A 14,552-nucleotide genomic window follows, 5' to 3' on the forward strand; every position below is an offset into this window, starting at 1 on the left:
ATGTTTAAAGGTTTGCTTCGTAAAAAGACTTAATAGCGGCTTCGAACTTTTTGAGGTCAAATGACCCAGCATCACCAGCCGAATCTGATTCAATCCAAATTATTCCGTCTGCATAATTCGAAATAGTGAAGTCACCAATTTTTACTGCTTTGGACTTTCCGCTATCAACTGATGGGTTTGTGTCTGTGTTGGTAAATAAAATACTCATGCTCATTTCCTTGTGTTTAGCCCACAGCAAAGCACCGACGATTGGCAGGCTTACTCTGGGGATTGGTGGGTGGGAAGGGTTAACCGGTTAGCTTAGAATTCCAGGATTCAATAGCGACAACTGGGGAGTCGAAAGTTACAGCGGCAATCCATCCACAACACTTCAGTTGGAATTTATTGAGGATGTATGGTTCCGGATTTACTCGACAACCGCGGTCCCACTCAAATGCTTTGATGATCGGTCTTTTTTTGCAGAATGGGCATTCATTAGCTTCTGGCAGGGATTCAAATAAGATATCAGGCACCGATTCATCATTCTCAGCCCACTGCAATTCACTAGGGACAGTCACCGAATACCCATCCCAGTAATCGAACTCAGGGGAAAGAACATCCTGATAACCAGCGCCGCGCAATCTGAATTTCTTTCTGGCTATAACGTTAATGCCCTTTGCTGCCCGGCTACTCATTCGCCATAGATAAACGCCAGCAGTTTCCGGCCTTCGTTCTGAGTAATTAATCCATTCCATATCTCACCCTCTCGCCTTAATCATTGCGTCTGCCATCTGGTAGGCTCTTCTGCCAAGTCATCGTTGCTGTACAATCTTTCAGGGTTAGCGCTCACACCCTGCATGTACTTGGCTGCAAAATAATCCCTGAGCGTCATTCCGGGGTCGCAATTCCCGCCAATGTCATTAAACGGAAATGCTAATCCGCCTGTTTTAATTGCCTCTGTCATACATCACCTCATCTAGTGGTCTTATTGCTGCCACCGGTTAAGTGGCAGGGGTAAGGTCACTGGGATGACTCTACATTCCAATAGCGCAAATATTGACGACTTGACCATGCCAGTTGAATGTAAAATTTACGGGCCACCGTTCCGCGCTCATGCCGAGTTGACTTAGCTCGATATTTTAAATAATCCGTTGCGCATTCATTTGCAAAAAGCTCTGGTGTAGTCATCATTCATTCCTCATTTACCTGCCAATAAAAAAGGCCACCTAAATGACCACATATAATTTGTGCTGGGATATTTAGCCACGCCCAGCCGTGTTTTCCCTGCTTTCCACAGTCAAAGGAAATTGATATGTTGGTTATTCCACAGTCAAAATAAGGAAATGGAAATGTCAGATAGATTAAGCCCGCTAAAATATCCAGACTACGCAGCTCACGAAGTGGTTATTGAGATGATAAAAGCAGGCAAAATTTCATACGCTAAAGATGCTATGGATGTTTTTACCCACGTTCTTGACCATTATCATGCTGAACGGAAGCGGGTTCTTGCTGAGAATACATCTCGATAAATGCCTCTCTTACCTCTCGAGCCAGTGTTTTAACTGGCTCTATTTGCTCATTCATTGCTACGCCTAACATTGAAAGCCTGTTCGAAAGTGTCTGAGCTGCTATCAACTGTACTTCACGTGGTAGTTCTACAAATATCATTCTCTTACCCCTTAACTATGTGGTGGGCTTCTTTGCGAACGTTACGGTTACCGTTTTCGTCGGCATAATCTTGAATCCACTTTTTGGCAATTCCGACCGCTTCAGAAAATGAGCAGTGATAATCAAGCTGAATCTGCTTCAGTACCTGCTCGAGTTTCTGCTCAGCTTCTTTATCTAACTCTTTACCCATACCTACCTCGCTGTTAGTGATTCTGACTTACGGAAGCCTGCTGCAAACTTAGCTACCTCAGGCAAACAACAATTGTTAATAGAGTCGTAAACCTTCGTTGTGTGAACCATGACTGCCAAATCTACGCGATTTACGGGCTTGCGGTTCAATCGCAGAGTAGGGCGCTTAACTTCGCGTGACTCTGGTTCTACGATGCCGTGTTGTGCGTTGTATGCTGCTGTGAGAGCCAAGCGCTTATCGTTACGGCGCTGTCTGGCGTTGTCATAACCTTGATGAGCCATGGTGTTACCTCCAGTTAATGAGCTTTGGTGATGGTGGCGTGTGATTAATTTCACGCTCGCTGCTTTTAGCTGAGTGGACACTTTCGCCTGAGACTCTAGGCTTGCTAGAAACGATTTCTTTCTCGCCTCTCCACTTGCTACCGGGTATCACCCGGAATCACCATCCCAAAACTCATTCGTTTTGGTTGTTTTGCACTTTTCAGCGCCGTTATCTTAAAGAACACTTCCTGTCGTACTTTTGGCTTCCTGCCGTGTTGATGGAATGATTATCACCATTAGTAATTCGATAGTCAACACTAATGGTGATAATAAATTACTAGTGGTGATTTTGATTTTGATTTTTAAGGTAATTTAATTTGAAAATAATTCAGACGTGACCCTTCGTACCTGGCTATCAGGCGTGAAAAGTGTGAGATGAGTTGTGTTTAAAGCGGGTAGGGTGGTGAGATTGTCAGATTACAGGCACAAAAAACCCGGCAGCGGGGCCGGGTTAGGTATTATTTTTTAGGCCTAGACCAAGGAAGTTCAATTGATTTTATTGAAGTATGTTTTAGAGTTGATTCAACAGTTAACTTCGTGGCTATTGATACGAAATTATCGAAGAACCAAGAATTTTTAGAGCACTCATCCTCAGTCATGTCTCTATCTGATTCAAAGTCAAAATACAACCGAAGGGCTATTTTAACTTTGAATGCCAAATCGTCTTCATCTTCCCCGTCTTCACTGTAGCCATTTATTGAGGGCGCTGCTTCTATTATAATTTCCCTGTTACCATCATCATCTGCATCTTGCAGTAACTTATAATGGTCGAATAAAACCCTAAACTTCCCACCCTCAGCATCTTTATACTCATTATATTCTGATGAGGTAACCTCGAAGCCTTTGAATATGATTTTATCAAGCATTAGTGATGCGTCCCTTTTTCTACTGTGCCAACCCATTTGGCTGATTCACTTGATCTTTTAACATAGCCAAATGCATCTCTAGACTCTTCAGAGCGTCGCTCAATATGAAAATGAAATTCTTTCTTACCAACCAACTTCTCTTCTATTGAGTTTTTAACTATTTCATTCAGCGAAATACCCGCATCTTTAGCCGCTAGATATGCTTTTTTATGAAGATCTTCACCAATTCTTATATTAAAAGAACCACTCATTGGCTTTTCTGGGGTTTTTCCCACAATAGCGCAAGTTTCAATGTAATCATCCACAGCCTCCTCAAAAGCAGATTTCAACCCAGGCAAATCAGCAGCTTCATATGTTACTAAGTCATTGATACATTCAATCTTTCCATAAAGAACCATATCTTCAATGGAAAATTCAATGCTACCATAGAATCCTTTATATTTCAGCATGTTACTCATGAGCTTCTAACTCTTCTAGCAAAATTTTAACTTCTTTGAGGACATAGGCCTTCTCAATGTTACCTGGATGTGGACAGTGAAGAGCCACTATGCGTTTATTTTCATTTATAAATTTTCTTTTTGAACCAGAGCCATTTAGTGTGCTGAACCCATACTGTTTCATTAGGGTGACTAACTCATCCCACGTAAAGTCTTTAGGTAGAGAGAAAAGCCTATCCCTAAGTTTTTTGCTCCTACTCAAGCAAAGTATATCCTTCAGACACAGTATAGCAACTGGAAAACAGGTGCAATATGTTAAACATTTTATATACGACGATCAAATTTATTTATCGCTGTATATAACTATTTGTATTAAATTAATTATTTACTTACTTTTACCCACCCCTCTATGGGCTAGCAGTGAAGATAAACGATAACACCTGGCTAACCCATTGAGCTATTCTCTCTGATGTGCGGTTGGCGTATAGGAGACCTATGATAGCTATCACAATCAGAATGATTGGAACTGCATAGTTTTTCATTTCGCCCCCTAAGTTATGGGCTAGCAGTGGGTTAGCTGAATGTCTCTTCGGGCCACTGAGCCTTAACTACCTTCCCGATGATCCGGCAGTTATCATTGCACTCAATGCTTTGGTAGCGAGGATTGGGGTTTAGAGGTTCCAGCCATGGCTTGCCATCCTCCCAAACGAATTTCTTGAATGTTACTTCGGTATCTCCATAGATACCGGCGACACAGAAGTCACCAGGGTCAACATCTTCTGCTGGGTCAACTAAGATCAACATACCTTCTGGAAAGCTCGGTTTGCTTCCTGGTGGTGCCGTCATGGAATGCCCAGAAACCTCCAGCCAAAATGAATCATTGCTCGCCTTTCTGGTCGTATCAACCCAGCATTTTGCGTCAGCCTCACGAAACGATCCTACCGCAGCGAATGCCCCCGCCTGAACTTCAGTAAGAAGCGGGTACGTATAACGCCTTACCTGATTTCCATTTTGGTCTACAGCCTCAAACATTTCGGCTATTTCTCTAGCTAACGAAGGGCTGAACTCATCAACTTTGATTCCTAGTGCCTTTGCAAATTGAGCTGCATGCGTCGCGTTTATAGCGTTAGAACCATTCAATAGTTGAGACACTCCGCTTTGGCCCATGCCCAGCTGCTCGGCCAGCGTTTCCTGCGAAAGGCCGAGGTCATTTTTTTTAGCTTCAAAGATTAACTTTAATCTTTCAGCGTCAGCTAACTGCTCGTTTGTTAAAGGCTTCTTTTTCATAGGCTAAATTTATCACCAATAGGAATATCCACCAATCACCATTAGTGTTGACAGTATCATTACTAACAGTGATAATTGATATTGATTCACAAGGAGACCTTTATGGAACGAATCCCGTTAGAAGAGTTTGTGTCCAGTAAAGGCCAAGAGAAGACGGCTGAAATTTTTGGCATTCGACAGAGTGCGATCAGCAAGGCTTTGGCCTTCGGACGGAATATTACGGTCATCATTCATGATGATGGTCGCGTGGAGGCTGAAGAATTGAAGCCATTCCCAAATAACAAACATTTAGCAGCTTAATCACCACCCGCTCATTAAATCCTCTGCGCTGAAAAGCGCCCATCAAAACTAAATCCCCAGATCATCGGGGAGGAACAACAACATCTAAATCACAAGGGAAGAGTACGCAATGGAACGTGCAAGTAACAGCAAGAGAATTATGGAAGTTGAATCTGAGCTACGAAGCCGAATGGCTATCAAGGGCCAGAGCAAGTTTGCGCGGGAGGCTGGCTGGGCCGAATCAAAGGTAAGCCGGTTGAACGTACATGATATGGCAGTGACGTTTGTTCTTCTGGAGAAGATATGGGAGACGAGCGTGATAAGGGAAATCGCAAGGCAGGCTGTGATTGCGGTGACCGGAAAGCAAAAAGCCCCTGCGCTAACAGAGGCTTCAGAACAGCAGATAACGATGTCGTTTTAACTGGACAAAACAACAGGAGTAATTATGAACGAGAAGCCAATACTTTTCAATTCCGAAATGGTCAATGCCATTCTCAGTGGTCGCAAAACGCAGACTCGCCGGATCATGAAGGTTCAGCCGTCCGAGCACTTTCACCCACAAACCATTCATAGAGCGATGGACTTCACGGCCCACTGGTACACACCGGGTGTTATAGACAAAGACGGTTATCTGCAACCCGCAAGAAAGGATGTGTTTGGCGTGGCTGATGAGGATGAAGGTTATACCTGTCCGCTGGGTGCGGTGGGCGATCAGTTATGGGTTCGCGAGACATTTGCTCTTCTTGGCAACGAGGATGGTGTTTGTGTCGATTGGCAAGACAATATGGTCAAAGGTGATGAGCAAGCGGCCGCCCGCATATACAAGGCTAGCTGCGAACAAAAACATGGTGATTACGGGCTGTATTCAATCCCTGATTCAGCCTATTGGAAGCCTAACACCTCAAACATGAAGTATGAGGGGTCGTGGCGACCATCAATCCACATGCCGCGCTGGGCATCACGTATCAACCTGCTAATCACCGGTGTTCGTGTTGAGCGGCTTAACACTATCAGCACTGGCGATGCTATGGCAGAGGGTTACCCAGCAGAACGTGAAGCTACTGGCGGCTCTCTGGATGCGTGGCTGTGGTTCCGTGAATTATGGGATGGAATTTATCCAGACAACACCTTTGAAGTTAATCCGTGGTGCTGGGTAATTGAGTTTGAGCGCATGGAGGCCAAATGAATAACTTAGAAAAATGGATGAATGAACCACCAACAGAAAAATTAATGGAATTTCCCGAAACATTCAAAGCAAATGGTTGGGTGTATATCCTCCAGAATGACTCCATGCCGGGAATATTTAAAGTTGGAATGACGACAACTCACCCTATCCAAAGAGCTAATGAATTATCACGAACAACAGGTGTGCCAACAAAATTTTCAGTTGTTGAAAGCTTTATATCTGTTTCACCTGAAAAGCACGAAAAAGAAATTCACAAAATTCTAGCTCGTCACAGAGTCAATGAAGACCGAGAGTTTTTTAAGTGTCCGATTGAAAAAATCATATCTGCTTGTCACTTAGTTATCCCTGACGGGGCAGCTAAAACAGTTAATGATTTAATAGAAAAATACAACCTGATTAGTTTTGAATCGCTCGGAAGAGTTGATGTTGCAGATCATTTTAGTGATTTTGGAATTAACGCATATGGCGGTAGAAATGAGCTTGTAATTCGCTTGGCAATGTTTGGCGCAGAACTTGTAAGGTACTTAACCAAGGATGGTGGCGCTGTAGTTTTCTTTGATAATCAATTTACCCTGCTTAAGCCGGAGGAAGACCATGAACTCTAATCTTCGGCGAGTGGACTTCATTAACAAGAAAGTAATTAGAGATGATTCAGGAGGTCATGTGGCCACCTTGGATGAAGGCTATTTTAGAGTTGCTTCAAGCATAGGAAAGCTTAAGCCAAAACTTAAACTTGCAGGGAGAGAGCATCAGGTATTCGACGCTGTTATTTATTGCACGTTCGGATGGAATAAGTCTGAGGATAAGGTCACCAACACATACATCGCCGATATGACCGAGTTGGACGATTCAGATGTAGCGGATGCACTTAAGATTTTAGCAGAAAGAAGAATCATCAACCTCAGGAAAGTTGGTGGCTTCAAGATTGTTAGCGTCAACGTCAATTTGGAGCAATGGGCGCTCAATAAACAACCAAAAAACACCACAAAAGCACCACCAAAAAAGTTGGGCGAAACCACCCATAATAATGGGCAAAAAAAGGTTTCAAATTGGGCGAAACCACCCGACACCCTAAACAGTCTTACCAAAGACAATATAAATACTAACCCCCTTAATCCCCCAAAGGGGAAAGTTAAAGGGTTCGATCCTCTCGCTGTAGAAATCCCTGAATGGCTTAACAAGCAATCTTGGATTGAATGGGTTAGCTACCGGTCACAATCGAAGAAACCAATCAAGTCGATGCTCACCGTTACCAAAGCGTTCAACCTCCTGAAAGAATGTTTTGACGAGGGGCACGACCCATCAGCCGTAATCGACGCCAGCATAGCCAACAGCTATCAAGGCCTATTCAAACCGAAGTATCCGATCAGCCAGCAGACTCAAGTCGTAAATAACCAGACCCACTGGAACGACAAAGAGGCATGGGAGAATGAGTTCATATGAGCAACTTAACTCGCATTATCGATAATCGTGATGGTTCTGCGCTGGCCCGCATGGTTGGATCTGCGCCAGAAGCCGTGAAGATGGTGAATCCCGAAGCTGAAAAGATGGTGGATGCACTATTCAAAAACTTGAAGCAGGTATTCCCTGCCGCCGTATCAACCACGTTTCGCAATCCCGCTGATGAAGTGGCTGCCAAACGTCAGTGGATCGCCGCCTTTGCTGAAAACGGTATTCGCAGTCGTGAGCAGTTATCCGCTGGTATGCAACATGCCCGAGCTAGTGAATCACCGTTCTGGCCGTCACCCGGTCAATTCATTGCATGGTGCAAGAAAGGTGCGCTGAAGGTGGCTGGACTGCCCGATGCGGATGAGCTTTATGACATGGTGATGGACTATGCCAAGCGTCGTGACATGTTCAGCAGTGCCGAAGCATTCCCCTGGCCCAGCAACCCAGCTTACTGGATGGTCACAAAGCTTTACTCACAGCAGCGAGTGCAGGGGCTATCTGAGCAGGACTTACGGAAACGTTGCGGCAAAGAGCTGGCTGATATGTCGAAGCGCATTGAAGCTGGTGAGCCGATCCCCGCGCCGGTAGTGCAAATCCCCAAACTTCACATACCGGTTAGTAACGAGAAGGCACTGGATCACATCGCTGAACTGCGAGCCAAGCTGAACATGACGAGGAAATCATGAACGCCTTGGGCCAATACATCAAACAGCAGATAGAGCAGCAAAGACGCCACGAACAAGACCTCCGCATTAAATTCCTAAGCCAGTTACCTGAAAACACCTTCCAAGCAATTTACGAAGAGTGCTTTGGCGCTGATGAAATCGATGATTGTTCAGGTGCAAGGTACAACGGAATTTACTACAGCGAGTGGGATATCTATTTTGCATCACATGAGCGTGACAGTGACGCGGAAGTGCTGCTGTAAATCAATTCGAGGAAATCATGATGGACATAACTAAATCGCAGTCTGACTTTGAAGTTTGGCTTAAATCGAAAATGCCAACGACTTACCGCCTTGCATTTGAGTGTAGAGACGATGACGAGTTAACCAACTTAGCTAAAGCGTCAGTGTTAGACATGCGGACGGCATGGAAAGCCAGCCGCGAAAGCATCGAGGTGGAGTTGCCAACGCAAGACGAATACGACGACCCTCTGTCGGCATACAACGCCATTAGCGACTGCAAAAAAATCCTCCGCACTGCCGGTATTCGAATCAAGGGAGAGAGTGAATGAGTGAACTAAGAAATTGGCTTGAAAGTGGTGATTACTTACCAAATGAGTTTCGGGACTTTCACGACCAAAAGGATTTGTTCAAAGCAATGCACTGGATTATCGAAAATGCTAACGAAAACGGAAATGCACGTGATGGTCATATCTACGTCGTCGATACCTTTCTTTGGTACATGGCAAGCAGGGGATACACCCTACAACGCTCAAGAAAGAAAATTAATTTCAAAGAAATATCAGATGATGTAATCCGATTTAAATCAGAAAGCATGAGAATTTTTGATGAAACATTAAGAACGGAGAAGGAGCCAAAACCATGAAAGCATTAGATAGTTTCACTGTAGAGAGACTGGAAGAGATTATCGCTGAGGAAGGGTATTCAGCAATGAGAACGCCAAAAAACGATGAAGTCCGAGCACTGGCAAGAATCGCGTTAGCTGCAAAGAGGGCTGAGCCTGTTTATCAGTATCAGTCAGGGGTATGCACGTTCGACGACATTGAATGGGTTTGGGATGACTGCGATAAAGGATTTTATGAACAATACGACCCCACCCGCCGCCGCATCGTCTACACCACCCCACAGTTGAACTCTCCGGAGATACCGGATGGTTGGACAAGCAGCGACCCTGCCAATGCAGCATTGGTGATGCTGGACAGAATTGACACGATTGACTCAGCTGATGATGGCAGGATTGAGGATATTAAATTAATAATCAGGCAGCTAGCCGCCGCGCCGGAGAAGCCGCTATGCCCGATGAAATATTAACTTGCCTGAATATTGGGCTGGCCTTGATAGGTTATTTCTACATCATTTTAAAATCAGTCCGATGGGCTGGCATTAATATCTGGAAGCAATGGGATAAGCGCAAGAAAGAAGAGCGAAAGCAGAAAGCCATTAACGAGCTGTACGACGCTTTCAATCTTGGTGAATTAACTGATAGTGACACGATGAAAGCAGTAACCAAAAACGGCTTAACCATCATGATGTTTCGGAAGTGACCAATGCAAATCGAAATGGTCAAGAATGCCGGTGGCGTTTTTGTTCCAGCGTTCGATCATGACTTACCAAGGTTAACCAAGTTCAAAAACGGCGAGATGTACACCGCCGACATTAAGCTAACTCGCAACCCTGCCTTCCATCGAAAGATGTTCTCCTTCTTCAACTTCTGCTTTGCTCACTGGGCAGCAGAGAGCGCCGGTTATGAATTCACAGACGAATATACCCAGAAAAAAGAATTCAGGAATAACCTGACTATTCTGGCTGGATTTTTTGACGTCGTGACAACCATCAAAGGCGAAACGAAGGTGAGGGCAAAGAGCTTGGCTTACGCGAACATGGAGCCTGACGAGTTCGAACGCTGCTACAACGCAATGATTAACGCCGCAATAAAACACCTGTTCGGTCGCACGACTAACCAGAACATTATCAACCAACTTTATAGCTACTTCTGAGGTGCTAATGACCGGAATAGCAGTGGCGCTTTACATGTTTGTCGCTGGCATTGTCTGCGAATTTACCAGCAATCAATTACTGCGAATGGGAAAGGCTAATGTGTATATCACATCGCTATTGGCCGGGCTTCTTTGGCCTTTGTTTATCGCATGGGCGCTGATATGGAGGATTGAACGTGAATGAGTCGATATGTCAGTTCAACACAAATCGCACTAGATAATCTCAAATTCAAAGTATCCCACCGAACCAAGCCAACCAAACAAGTCCCCGCCAGCGAAATACCCACATATGACGCTATCTATCCGTTATTAGCTAAACGCTGGCTAAGACTCAGGAGTAGAAAGAATGCTTGAACTACAGCGCTCAGTCTGCGCGTTCTGTTTCAAACCAATGACTGACGGCTCTATTTACGCTCATCAGAAATGTATTGATAAAGCAGCGAAGGAGAAAAGAGATGGTAATTGAAATTATTGCAGTTACTGCGCTGGGGATCTCCCTTATTCCGGCCGGACTACTCTCATACATCTGGTGGAGGATTATCCGTGGCTAATTTACGCAAAGAGGCTAAAGGCCGCGAGTGCCAAGTTAGGCTGCCGGGCATCTGTAACGGCAATAACGAAACCGTGGTGCTGGCCCACTATCGGCTATCGGGGATATGCGGCACTGGAATAAAGCCGCCTGACCTATTCGGCGCGTGGTGTTGCTCTGCTTGCCATGACGAGATAGACCGGCGTACGCACGTTATGGACATCGATAGTGCACATCTAGCTCACCTTGAGGGGATGGTTAGGACACAAGCAATCTTACTGTCGGAGAATAAGGTGAAGATATGACCGAGTATCACATAACTCCCATACCCAAGCCAAGGATGACGCAGAGTGATAAATGGAAGAAAAGACCACCAGTTCTACGATACCGAGCATTCTGCGATGAAGTAAGGCTAAATCGAATATCCCTCCCCGAATCACATTACCACGTAACTTTCGTAATCCCGATGCCACCAAGTTGGAGCAAAAAGAAGCGCTCTGAAATGGATGGAAAACCGCACCAAACCAAACCTGATAAAGACAACCTCGAAAAGGCGCTGCTTGACGCCATTTTTGAAGACGACTGTCGCATTTGGGATGGGAGGGTAACAAAGTTGTGGGGTGAGGCTGGGAAGATAATCATTCAGGAGATGGCAGCATGAGACTGGAATCAATAACGAAACACTTCTTCGCTAAATCTACCATGATCAGCGACTCTCCACGGGCAACGGCTTCTGATTCACTTACCGGCACCGATATCATGGCCGCGTTAGGGTTGGCAGACCTTAAAAGCGGTTTCGGGCTGGATTTGTTCTTGGCAAAGCAGGGGATCAGTAATCCGCATCGCGCCGTGGAAAGTCTCACTCAATATGCGCTGAAAGAATCCGTTAAGTACAAAGCAATCTCTAAGCTCGATGAGGATATTAAACAAAGCGTCGTGCAAACTCTCGCAAGATATGCGTTTGCAGATTATGCGAGGAGTGCGGCAAGCGTTCGCGAGTGTGAATGCTGTAAGGGGGAAGGGTTCACTGAGTCAGAGGTATTCACAACTAAAACGTCAATGCCACTATTCAACAGGGAGATCGTTAAAGGTTCCATTAGTTTTGGAATTGAGGGATTCCGGCCTTCCGAGTATGAAGTTCATAGGGATCTGCGTGAAAAACTAAAATTGCTATGTAAGCCGTGCGGCGGGAAAGGCGTGGTTTCAAATTCATGCCGGTGTAATGGGAAAGGCACTGTGGTGGACAAAGAGAAATCAGAACAACAGGGGATTCCGGTTTATAAAACCTGTGGGAAATGTTCAGGTCGTGGATATTCGCGGCTTAAGTTTTCTGACGTCTACGAGGCTATTAGAGAACACCTTCCTGAACTGGCATCCAGCACATGCTACGAGAGTTTTAAGCCGCTCTATGAGCTGCTGGTAACGAAATGCCTAATGGAAGAGGGCGTGGCTGATTCAATGCTTGCAAAAGTAACCCGATAGAACACGATGGGAGCATGATTGCCACGGATGGCGACATTATAAAAACAAAGTCTTGCATTTACCGGAAAAATGGACTAGATTCATCTCTAACGGTGGTAATTGCATCCGTTGAGTCGGTAAACAAGACTTTGCGGCGGCACTTGTTAACCATAGATACCGCCGAGTTGGTCACTTCGACTTAGGTCTGGAACTCCAACCGTTCTGGCTGAGAGGTCGGTAAAATTAGAAGCCTCGGTTAATCGCCGGGGCTTTTTGCATTCTACATTCGCATGGGTACTGGATTGGTTAATCCAATCGTTGTGAAACAGTATCCAGCCGAATGTGGAACTCTGAAAAGTTACAGGACGAAACGTGCGAGGCTAATACCCTCAGTTCCACATACCAACCTTTAAGGCTCACTTCGGTGGGCCTTTTTTATTTCCGGAGCCAGAACAATGAAAACTTATATCGCTGGCCCCATGACTGGCTTGCCTGATTTCAATCGGGCGGCATTCAATGCGGCAGCCAAAGAGATATCGGCATCTGGTCACGTCCCGCTGAATCCAGCAATTCTCCCTGACGGATTATCTCAACCTGACTACATGTGCATTTGCATGGCAATGCTGCAACGCGCCGATGCCATTTACATGCTGGGCGGGTGGCAATCAAGTGCAGGTGCTCGGGCTGAGTATGCTTTAGCTGAGAAGCTCGGTATGGAGATTATATTTCAGAACAACACGTTGAAATTTAGAATATTTTTCGGGACATGAGCATTGCTCGAATATTTGTACGAAAAGCCCCATTAAAATAATTTAGCCCGCCGCCAGCGCCAATCACCCTCAAACAAACTCCGTGTCTGAATGGATCACGGCGGCAGGGCTATTCCCTACACAACAGCATACGAACCCGACCAATCGCCGGGATTAATTTCCCCAATGGGGAGGCAGGATATGAAAATGCACAACTCCCCAGATGTATGGACGCTGATAGTGACGTGGGTAGCAGAGCACAGAGGTGAATTACTGAGCGCCTTAGTTGCTGCGATTATGGCTTTACTGCGCGGCTGGTACGCAGGTGGCGGCCGAACGCAGCGAATGCTCGATGCTGCGATGTGTTCAATCATTGCCTGGTTCCTGAAAGACATCCTTGTATTGCTCAGTATCGATCAGGGTTGGGCGATGGTATCAAGCGTCTTTATTGGTTACCTCGGCACTGACTATATCGGATCGGTGCTTAAGCGCATCGTTGGCAACAAGACAGGGGCTGGCAATGCAAATCAGTGATAACGGAATAAACAAACTTAAGGCCGAAGAGGGTGAAAAGCTCATCGGCTATAAAGATACTCGCGGCATCCCCACTGTTGGAGTTGGACACACTGGCGTAGTTGATGGAAAGCCAGTTGCTGTTGGCATGGTCATCACCAAAAACAAATCAACAGAGCTACTTCGTTCTGATTTGGCTTGGGTTGAAAAGTCCATCGCAACTAACGTGAAATCCCCCCTTACTCAGAACCAGTACGATGCACTGTGCAGCCTGATATTCAACATTGGGCCGACTGCATTCGCTAATTCTACCGTGCTGAAACGCCTTAATGCTGGCGACTACCAAGGGGCTGCCGACGCATTCCTGATGTGGAAGAAGGCTGGAAACAACCCGGATATATTACTACCGCGCCGCCAGCGAGAAAGGGCGCTGTTTCTATCATGAATCGCGTAACGGCAATACTCATTGCTGTGCTGGTCGCTTCACTGTTTGGACTGACTTACTACCACTACAGAGTGCAATCACTAAATCGCGATGTAGCTGAGTTAGCCACAGTAGCCAAGCAGCAACAAGCCACTCTCGACCAGATAGAAACCCAGCGCCAAGCCGTAGCGGCTATCGATATCAAATACACCAAGGAGTTGGCAGATGCCAAATCTGAAAACGAGCGCCTTCGTGCTGATATCGCTAATGGCACTAAGCGGTTGCAGCTCAACGCCACATGTACAAGTCCAGTGTCCAAAACCACCGGCCCCGCCAGCGTCCCTGATGATGCCAGCGCCAGACTTACTAACGCCGCTGAACGGGATTATCTCAGTCTCCGAGAGCGTATCGGCATTGCCACAACCCAAATAGCGGGGTTGCAGAGTTATATCCGCACCCAGTGTCTTAACTAGGGTGTCAAATCTGAAGTAAAAATAATATTACTAGATGCCATTAATGAGCTACAGAGGCTG

The 14,552-nt window shown here is 45.7% G+C and carries 28 protein-coding genes; 20 read left to right on the plus strand and 8 right to left on the minus strand.

Translation table 11 applies throughout. The features are described 5' to 3' along the window. Nucleotides 1-4: 4 nt before the first annotated feature. Both ACIOG0_RS10095 and ACIOG0_RS10100 read right to left on the minus strand, forming a co-directional pair. Nucleotides 5-208, minus strand: a complete 204-nt coding sequence (locus ACIOG0_RS10095; protein WP_050296504.1) for a hypothetical protein — start codon at nucleotides 206-208, stop codon at nucleotides 5-7. A 79-nt stretch (nucleotides 209-287) separates the two neighbouring features. Then, the gene (locus tag ACIOG0_RS10100) at nucleotides 288-734 is read right to left on the minus strand and encodes a hypothetical protein (protein ID WP_145503996.1); all 447 of its coding nucleotides are present in this window, start codon (nucleotides 732-734) and stop codon (nucleotides 288-290) included. Nucleotides 735-1,328: 594 nt separating this feature from the next. Here ACIOG0_RS10100 and ACIOG0_RS10105 point away from each other — a divergent pair. Continuing rightward, the gene (locus ACIOG0_RS10105) at nucleotides 1,329-1,508 is read left to right on the plus strand and encodes a hypothetical protein (RefSeq protein WP_072083845.1); all 180 of its coding nucleotides are present in this window, start codon (nucleotides 1,329-1,331) and stop codon (nucleotides 1,506-1,508) included. 143 nt (nucleotides 1,509-1,651) lie between these two features. Here the strand turns inward: ACIOG0_RS10105 and ACIOG0_RS10110 are convergent, their stop codons facing one another. From ACIOG0_RS10110 to ACIOG0_RS10135, 6 genes are all read right to left on the minus strand, one after another. Further along, a complete protein-coding gene (locus ACIOG0_RS10110; RefSeq protein ID WP_404705010.1) occupies nucleotides 1,652-1,837 on the minus strand; it encodes a hypothetical protein in 186 nt (61 codons plus the stop codon). A 2-nt stretch (nucleotides 1,838-1,839) separates the two neighbouring features. Continuing rightward, nucleotides 1,840-2,172 carry a hypothetical protein gene (locus ACIOG0_RS10115; RefSeq protein WP_404705011.1) on the minus strand — a complete coding sequence of 111 codons (333 nt, stop codon included), beginning with the start codon at nucleotides 2,170-2,172 and terminating at the stop codon, nucleotides 1,840-1,842. A gap of 443 nt (nucleotides 2,173-2,615) precedes the next feature. Then, entirely contained in the window at nucleotides 2,616-3,023 is a 408-nt protein-coding gene (locus ACIOG0_RS10120) for a hypothetical protein (RefSeq protein ID WP_057643885.1), read from the minus strand. After that, entirely contained in the window at nucleotides 3,023-3,481 is a 459-nt protein-coding gene (locus tag ACIOG0_RS10125; RefSeq protein ID WP_128451995.1) for a type II toxin-antitoxin system HicB family antitoxin, read from the minus strand. Before ACIOG0_RS10125 ends, ACIOG0_RS10120 begins: the two co-directional genes overlap by 1 nt. Further along, entirely contained in the window at nucleotides 3,474-3,644 is a 171-nt protein-coding gene (locus ACIOG0_RS10130) for a type II toxin-antitoxin system HicA family toxin (RefSeq protein WP_404705047.1), read from the minus strand. The genes ACIOG0_RS10125 and ACIOG0_RS10130 overlap by 8 nt, the downstream gene beginning before the upstream one ends. A 389-nt stretch (nucleotides 3,645-4,033) precedes the next feature. Beyond that, entirely contained in the window at nucleotides 4,034-4,747 is a 714-nt protein-coding gene (locus tag ACIOG0_RS10135) for a LexA family transcriptional regulator (protein WP_049615506.1), read from the minus strand. 102 nt (nucleotides 4,748-4,849) lie between these two features. On the opposite strand from ACIOG0_RS10135, the gene ACIOG0_RS10140 reads away from it, so the two are divergent. From ACIOG0_RS10140 to ACIOG0_RS10230, 19 genes are all read left to right on the plus strand, one after another. Beyond that, nucleotides 4,850-5,047 carry a Cro/CI family transcriptional regulator gene (locus ACIOG0_RS10140; RefSeq protein ID WP_049615505.1) on the plus strand — a complete coding sequence of 66 codons (198 nt, stop codon included), beginning with the start codon at nucleotides 4,850-4,852 and terminating at the stop codon, nucleotides 5,045-5,047. 109 nt (nucleotides 5,048-5,156) lie between these two features. Then, nucleotides 5,157-5,447, plus strand: a complete 291-nt coding sequence (locus ACIOG0_RS10145; RefSeq protein WP_050081232.1) for a CII family transcriptional regulator — start codon at nucleotides 5,157-5,159, stop codon at nucleotides 5,445-5,447. 24 nt (nucleotides 5,448-5,471) lie between these two features. After that, nucleotides 5,472-6,212 (plus strand): hypothetical protein, encoded by a 741-nt coding sequence (locus tag ACIOG0_RS10150; protein WP_404705012.1) that lies wholly within the window; start codon nucleotides 5,472-5,474, stop codon nucleotides 6,210-6,212. After that, a complete protein-coding gene (locus tag ACIOG0_RS10155) occupies nucleotides 6,209-6,817 on the plus strand; it encodes a GIY-YIG nuclease family protein (RefSeq protein WP_050319630.1) in 609 nt (202 codons plus the stop codon). The genes ACIOG0_RS10150 and ACIOG0_RS10155 overlap by 4 nt, the downstream gene beginning before the upstream one ends. Continuing rightward, complete coding sequence (locus ACIOG0_RS10160) at nucleotides 6,807-7,655, plus strand: replication protein (RefSeq protein WP_050319629.1); 849 nt, start codon at nucleotides 6,807-6,809, stop codon at nucleotides 7,653-7,655. Before ACIOG0_RS10155 ends, ACIOG0_RS10160 begins: the two co-directional genes overlap by 11 nt. Beyond that, nucleotides 7,652-8,347: a replication protein P gene (locus ACIOG0_RS10165; protein WP_050319628.1), complete on the plus strand. Its 696-nt coding sequence runs from the start codon at nucleotides 7,652-7,654 to the stop codon at nucleotides 8,345-8,347. Before ACIOG0_RS10160 ends, ACIOG0_RS10165 begins: the two co-directional genes overlap by 4 nt. Further along, the gene (locus tag ACIOG0_RS10170; RefSeq protein WP_050319627.1) at nucleotides 8,344-8,589 is read left to right on the plus strand and encodes a hypothetical protein; all 246 of its coding nucleotides are present in this window, start codon (nucleotides 8,344-8,346) and stop codon (nucleotides 8,587-8,589) included. The genes ACIOG0_RS10165 and ACIOG0_RS10170 overlap by 4 nt, the downstream gene beginning before the upstream one ends. 17 nt (nucleotides 8,590-8,606) lie before the next feature. Then, a complete protein-coding gene (locus tag ACIOG0_RS10175; protein WP_404705013.1) occupies nucleotides 8,607-8,897 on the plus strand; it encodes a hypothetical protein in 291 nt (96 codons plus the stop codon). Further along, nucleotides 8,894-9,211: a hypothetical protein gene (locus ACIOG0_RS10180; RefSeq protein ID WP_050101202.1), complete on the plus strand. Its 318-nt coding sequence runs from the start codon at nucleotides 8,894-8,896 to the stop codon at nucleotides 9,209-9,211. The genes ACIOG0_RS10175 and ACIOG0_RS10180 overlap by 4 nt, the downstream gene beginning before the upstream one ends. Beyond that, nucleotides 9,208-9,657, plus strand: a complete 450-nt coding sequence (locus ACIOG0_RS10185; protein WP_404705014.1) for a hypothetical protein — start codon at nucleotides 9,208-9,210, stop codon at nucleotides 9,655-9,657. Before ACIOG0_RS10180 ends, ACIOG0_RS10185 begins: the two co-directional genes overlap by 4 nt. Then, nucleotides 9,639-9,890 (plus strand): DUF4752 family protein, encoded by a 252-nt coding sequence (locus ACIOG0_RS10190; protein ID WP_404705015.1) that lies wholly within the window; start codon nucleotides 9,639-9,641, stop codon nucleotides 9,888-9,890. The genes ACIOG0_RS10185 and ACIOG0_RS10190 overlap by 19 nt, the downstream gene beginning before the upstream one ends. Nucleotides 9,891-9,893: 3 nt before the next feature. After that, the gene (locus ACIOG0_RS10195) at nucleotides 9,894-10,343 is read left to right on the plus strand and encodes a DUF1367 family protein (RefSeq protein WP_404705016.1); all 450 of its coding nucleotides are present in this window, start codon (nucleotides 9,894-9,896) and stop codon (nucleotides 10,341-10,343) included. A 543-nt stretch (nucleotides 10,344-10,886) separates the two neighbouring features. Further along, nucleotides 10,887-11,177, plus strand: coding sequence for a DUF1364 domain-containing protein (locus tag ACIOG0_RS10200; RefSeq protein WP_087770214.1), 291 nt, complete (start codon nucleotides 10,887-10,889; stop codon nucleotides 11,175-11,177). After that, the gene (locus ACIOG0_RS10205) at nucleotides 11,174-11,533 is read left to right on the plus strand and encodes a RusA family crossover junction endodeoxyribonuclease (protein WP_050127253.1); all 360 of its coding nucleotides are present in this window, start codon (nucleotides 11,174-11,176) and stop codon (nucleotides 11,531-11,533) included. The genes ACIOG0_RS10200 and ACIOG0_RS10205 overlap by 4 nt, the downstream gene beginning before the upstream one ends. Then, entirely contained in the window at nucleotides 11,530-12,354 is an 825-nt protein-coding gene (locus ACIOG0_RS10210; protein ID WP_404705017.1) for an antitermination protein, read from the plus strand. The genes ACIOG0_RS10205 and ACIOG0_RS10210 overlap by 4 nt, the downstream gene beginning before the upstream one ends. A gap of 434 nt (nucleotides 12,355-12,788) precedes the next feature. After that, a complete protein-coding gene (locus tag ACIOG0_RS10215) occupies nucleotides 12,789-13,103 on the plus strand; it encodes a DUF4406 domain-containing protein (protein WP_087770216.1) in 315 nt (104 codons plus the stop codon). A 186-nt stretch (nucleotides 13,104-13,289) separates the two neighbouring features. Next, entirely contained in the window at nucleotides 13,290-13,616 is a 327-nt protein-coding gene (locus ACIOG0_RS10220; protein WP_235896629.1) for a phage holin, lambda family, read from the plus strand. Further along, nucleotides 13,603-14,040: a lysozyme gene (locus ACIOG0_RS10225; protein ID WP_404705018.1), complete on the plus strand. Its 438-nt coding sequence runs from the start codon at nucleotides 13,603-13,605 to the stop codon at nucleotides 14,038-14,040. The genes ACIOG0_RS10220 and ACIOG0_RS10225 overlap by 14 nt, the downstream gene beginning before the upstream one ends. Next, nucleotides 14,037-14,492 (plus strand): lysis protein, encoded by a 456-nt coding sequence (locus ACIOG0_RS10230; protein WP_404705019.1) that lies wholly within the window; start codon nucleotides 14,037-14,039, stop codon nucleotides 14,490-14,492. Before ACIOG0_RS10225 ends, ACIOG0_RS10230 begins: the two co-directional genes overlap by 4 nt. Nucleotides 14,493-14,552: the final 60 nt, after the last annotated feature.

The sequence above is a fragment of the Yersinia vastinensis genome (genome assembly GCF_044905075.1).
Taxonomy (GTDB): Bacteria; Pseudomonadota; Gammaproteobacteria; order Enterobacterales; family Enterobacteriaceae; genus Yersinia; species Yersinia vastinensis.

Bases quoted from the DNA above. Each gene is read 5' to 3' on its own strand.
- ACIOG0_RS10145 (WP_050081232.1), top strand. From the start codon at position 5,157: ATGGAACGTGCAAGTAACAGCAAGAGAATTATGGAAGTTGAATCTGAG.
- ACIOG0_RS10230 (WP_404705019.1), top strand. From the start codon at position 14,037: ATGAATCGCGTAACGGCAATACTCATTGCTGTGCTGGTCGCTTCACTG.
- ACIOG0_RS10175 (WP_404705013.1), top strand. From the start codon at position 8,607: ATGATGGACATAACTAAATCGCAGTCTGACTTTGAAGTTTGGCTTAAA.
- ACIOG0_RS10095 (WP_050296504.1), bottom strand. From the start codon at position 208: ATGAGTATTTTATTTACCAACACAGACACAAACCCATCAGTTGATAGC.
- ACIOG0_RS10195 (WP_404705016.1), top strand. From the start codon at position 9,894: ATGCAAATCGAAATGGTCAAGAATGCCGGTGGCGTTTTTGTTCCAGCG.
- ACIOG0_RS10140 (WP_049615505.1), top strand. From the start codon at position 4,850: ATGGAACGAATCCCGTTAGAAGAGTTTGTGTCCAGTAAAGGCCAAGAG.
- ACIOG0_RS10205 (WP_050127253.1), top strand. From the start codon at position 11,174: ATGACCGAGTATCACATAACTCCCATACCCAAGCCAAGGATGACGCAG.
- ACIOG0_RS10155 (WP_050319630.1), top strand. From the start codon at position 6,209: ATGAATAACTTAGAAAAATGGATGAATGAACCACCAACAGAAAAATTA.
- ACIOG0_RS10135 (WP_049615506.1), bottom strand. From the start codon at position 4,747: ATGAAAAAGAAGCCTTTAACAAACGAGCAGTTAGCTGACGCTGAAAGA.
- ACIOG0_RS10215 (WP_087770216.1), top strand. From the start codon at position 12,789: ATGAAAACTTATATCGCTGGCCCCATGACTGGCTTGCCTGATTTCAAT.
- ACIOG0_RS10185 (WP_404705014.1), top strand. From the start codon at position 9,208: ATGAAAGCATTAGATAGTTTCACTGTAGAGAGACTGGAAGAGATTATC.
- ACIOG0_RS10220 (WP_235896629.1), top strand. From the start codon at position 13,290: ATGCACAACTCCCCAGATGTATGGACGCTGATAGTGACGTGGGTAGCA.
- ACIOG0_RS10120 (WP_057643885.1), bottom strand. From the start codon at position 3,023: ATGCTTGATAAAATCATATTCAAAGGCTTCGAGGTTACCTCATCAGAA.
- ACIOG0_RS10170 (WP_050319627.1), top strand. From the start codon at position 8,344: ATGAACGCCTTGGGCCAATACATCAAACAGCAGATAGAGCAGCAAAGA.
- ACIOG0_RS10130 (WP_404705047.1), bottom strand. From the start codon at position 3,644: ATGAAACAGTATGGGTTCAGCACACTAAATGGCTCTGGTTCAAAAAGA.
- ACIOG0_RS10180 (WP_050101202.1), top strand. From the start codon at position 8,894: ATGAGTGAACTAAGAAATTGGCTTGAAAGTGGTGATTACTTACCAAAT.
- ACIOG0_RS10210 (WP_404705017.1), top strand. From the start codon at position 11,530: ATGAGACTGGAATCAATAACGAAACACTTCTTCGCTAAATCTACCATG.
- ACIOG0_RS10105 (WP_072083845.1), top strand. From the start codon at position 1,329: ATGTCAGATAGATTAAGCCCGCTAAAATATCCAGACTACGCAGCTCAC.
- ACIOG0_RS10150 (WP_404705012.1), top strand. From the start codon at position 5,472: ATGAACGAGAAGCCAATACTTTTCAATTCCGAAATGGTCAATGCCATT.
- ACIOG0_RS10160 (WP_050319629.1), top strand. From the start codon at position 6,807: ATGAACTCTAATCTTCGGCGAGTGGACTTCATTAACAAGAAAGTAATT.
- ACIOG0_RS10110 (WP_404705010.1), bottom strand. From the start codon at position 1,837: ATGGGTAAAGAGTTAGATAAAGAAGCTGAGCAGAAACTCGAGCAGGTA.
- ACIOG0_RS10225 (WP_404705018.1), top strand. From the start codon at position 13,603: ATGCAAATCAGTGATAACGGAATAAACAAACTTAAGGCCGAAGAGGGT.
- ACIOG0_RS10100 (WP_145503996.1), bottom strand. From the start codon at position 734: ATGGAATGGATTAATTACTCAGAACGAAGGCCGGAAACTGCTGGCGTT.
- ACIOG0_RS10190 (WP_404705015.1), top strand. From the start codon at position 9,639: ATGCCCGATGAAATATTAACTTGCCTGAATATTGGGCTGGCCTTGATA.
- ACIOG0_RS10165 (WP_050319628.1), top strand. From the start codon at position 7,652: ATGAGCAACTTAACTCGCATTATCGATAATCGTGATGGTTCTGCGCTG.
- ACIOG0_RS10125 (WP_128451995.1), bottom strand. From the start codon at position 3,481: ATGAGTAACATGCTGAAATATAAAGGATTCTATGGTAGCATTGAATTT.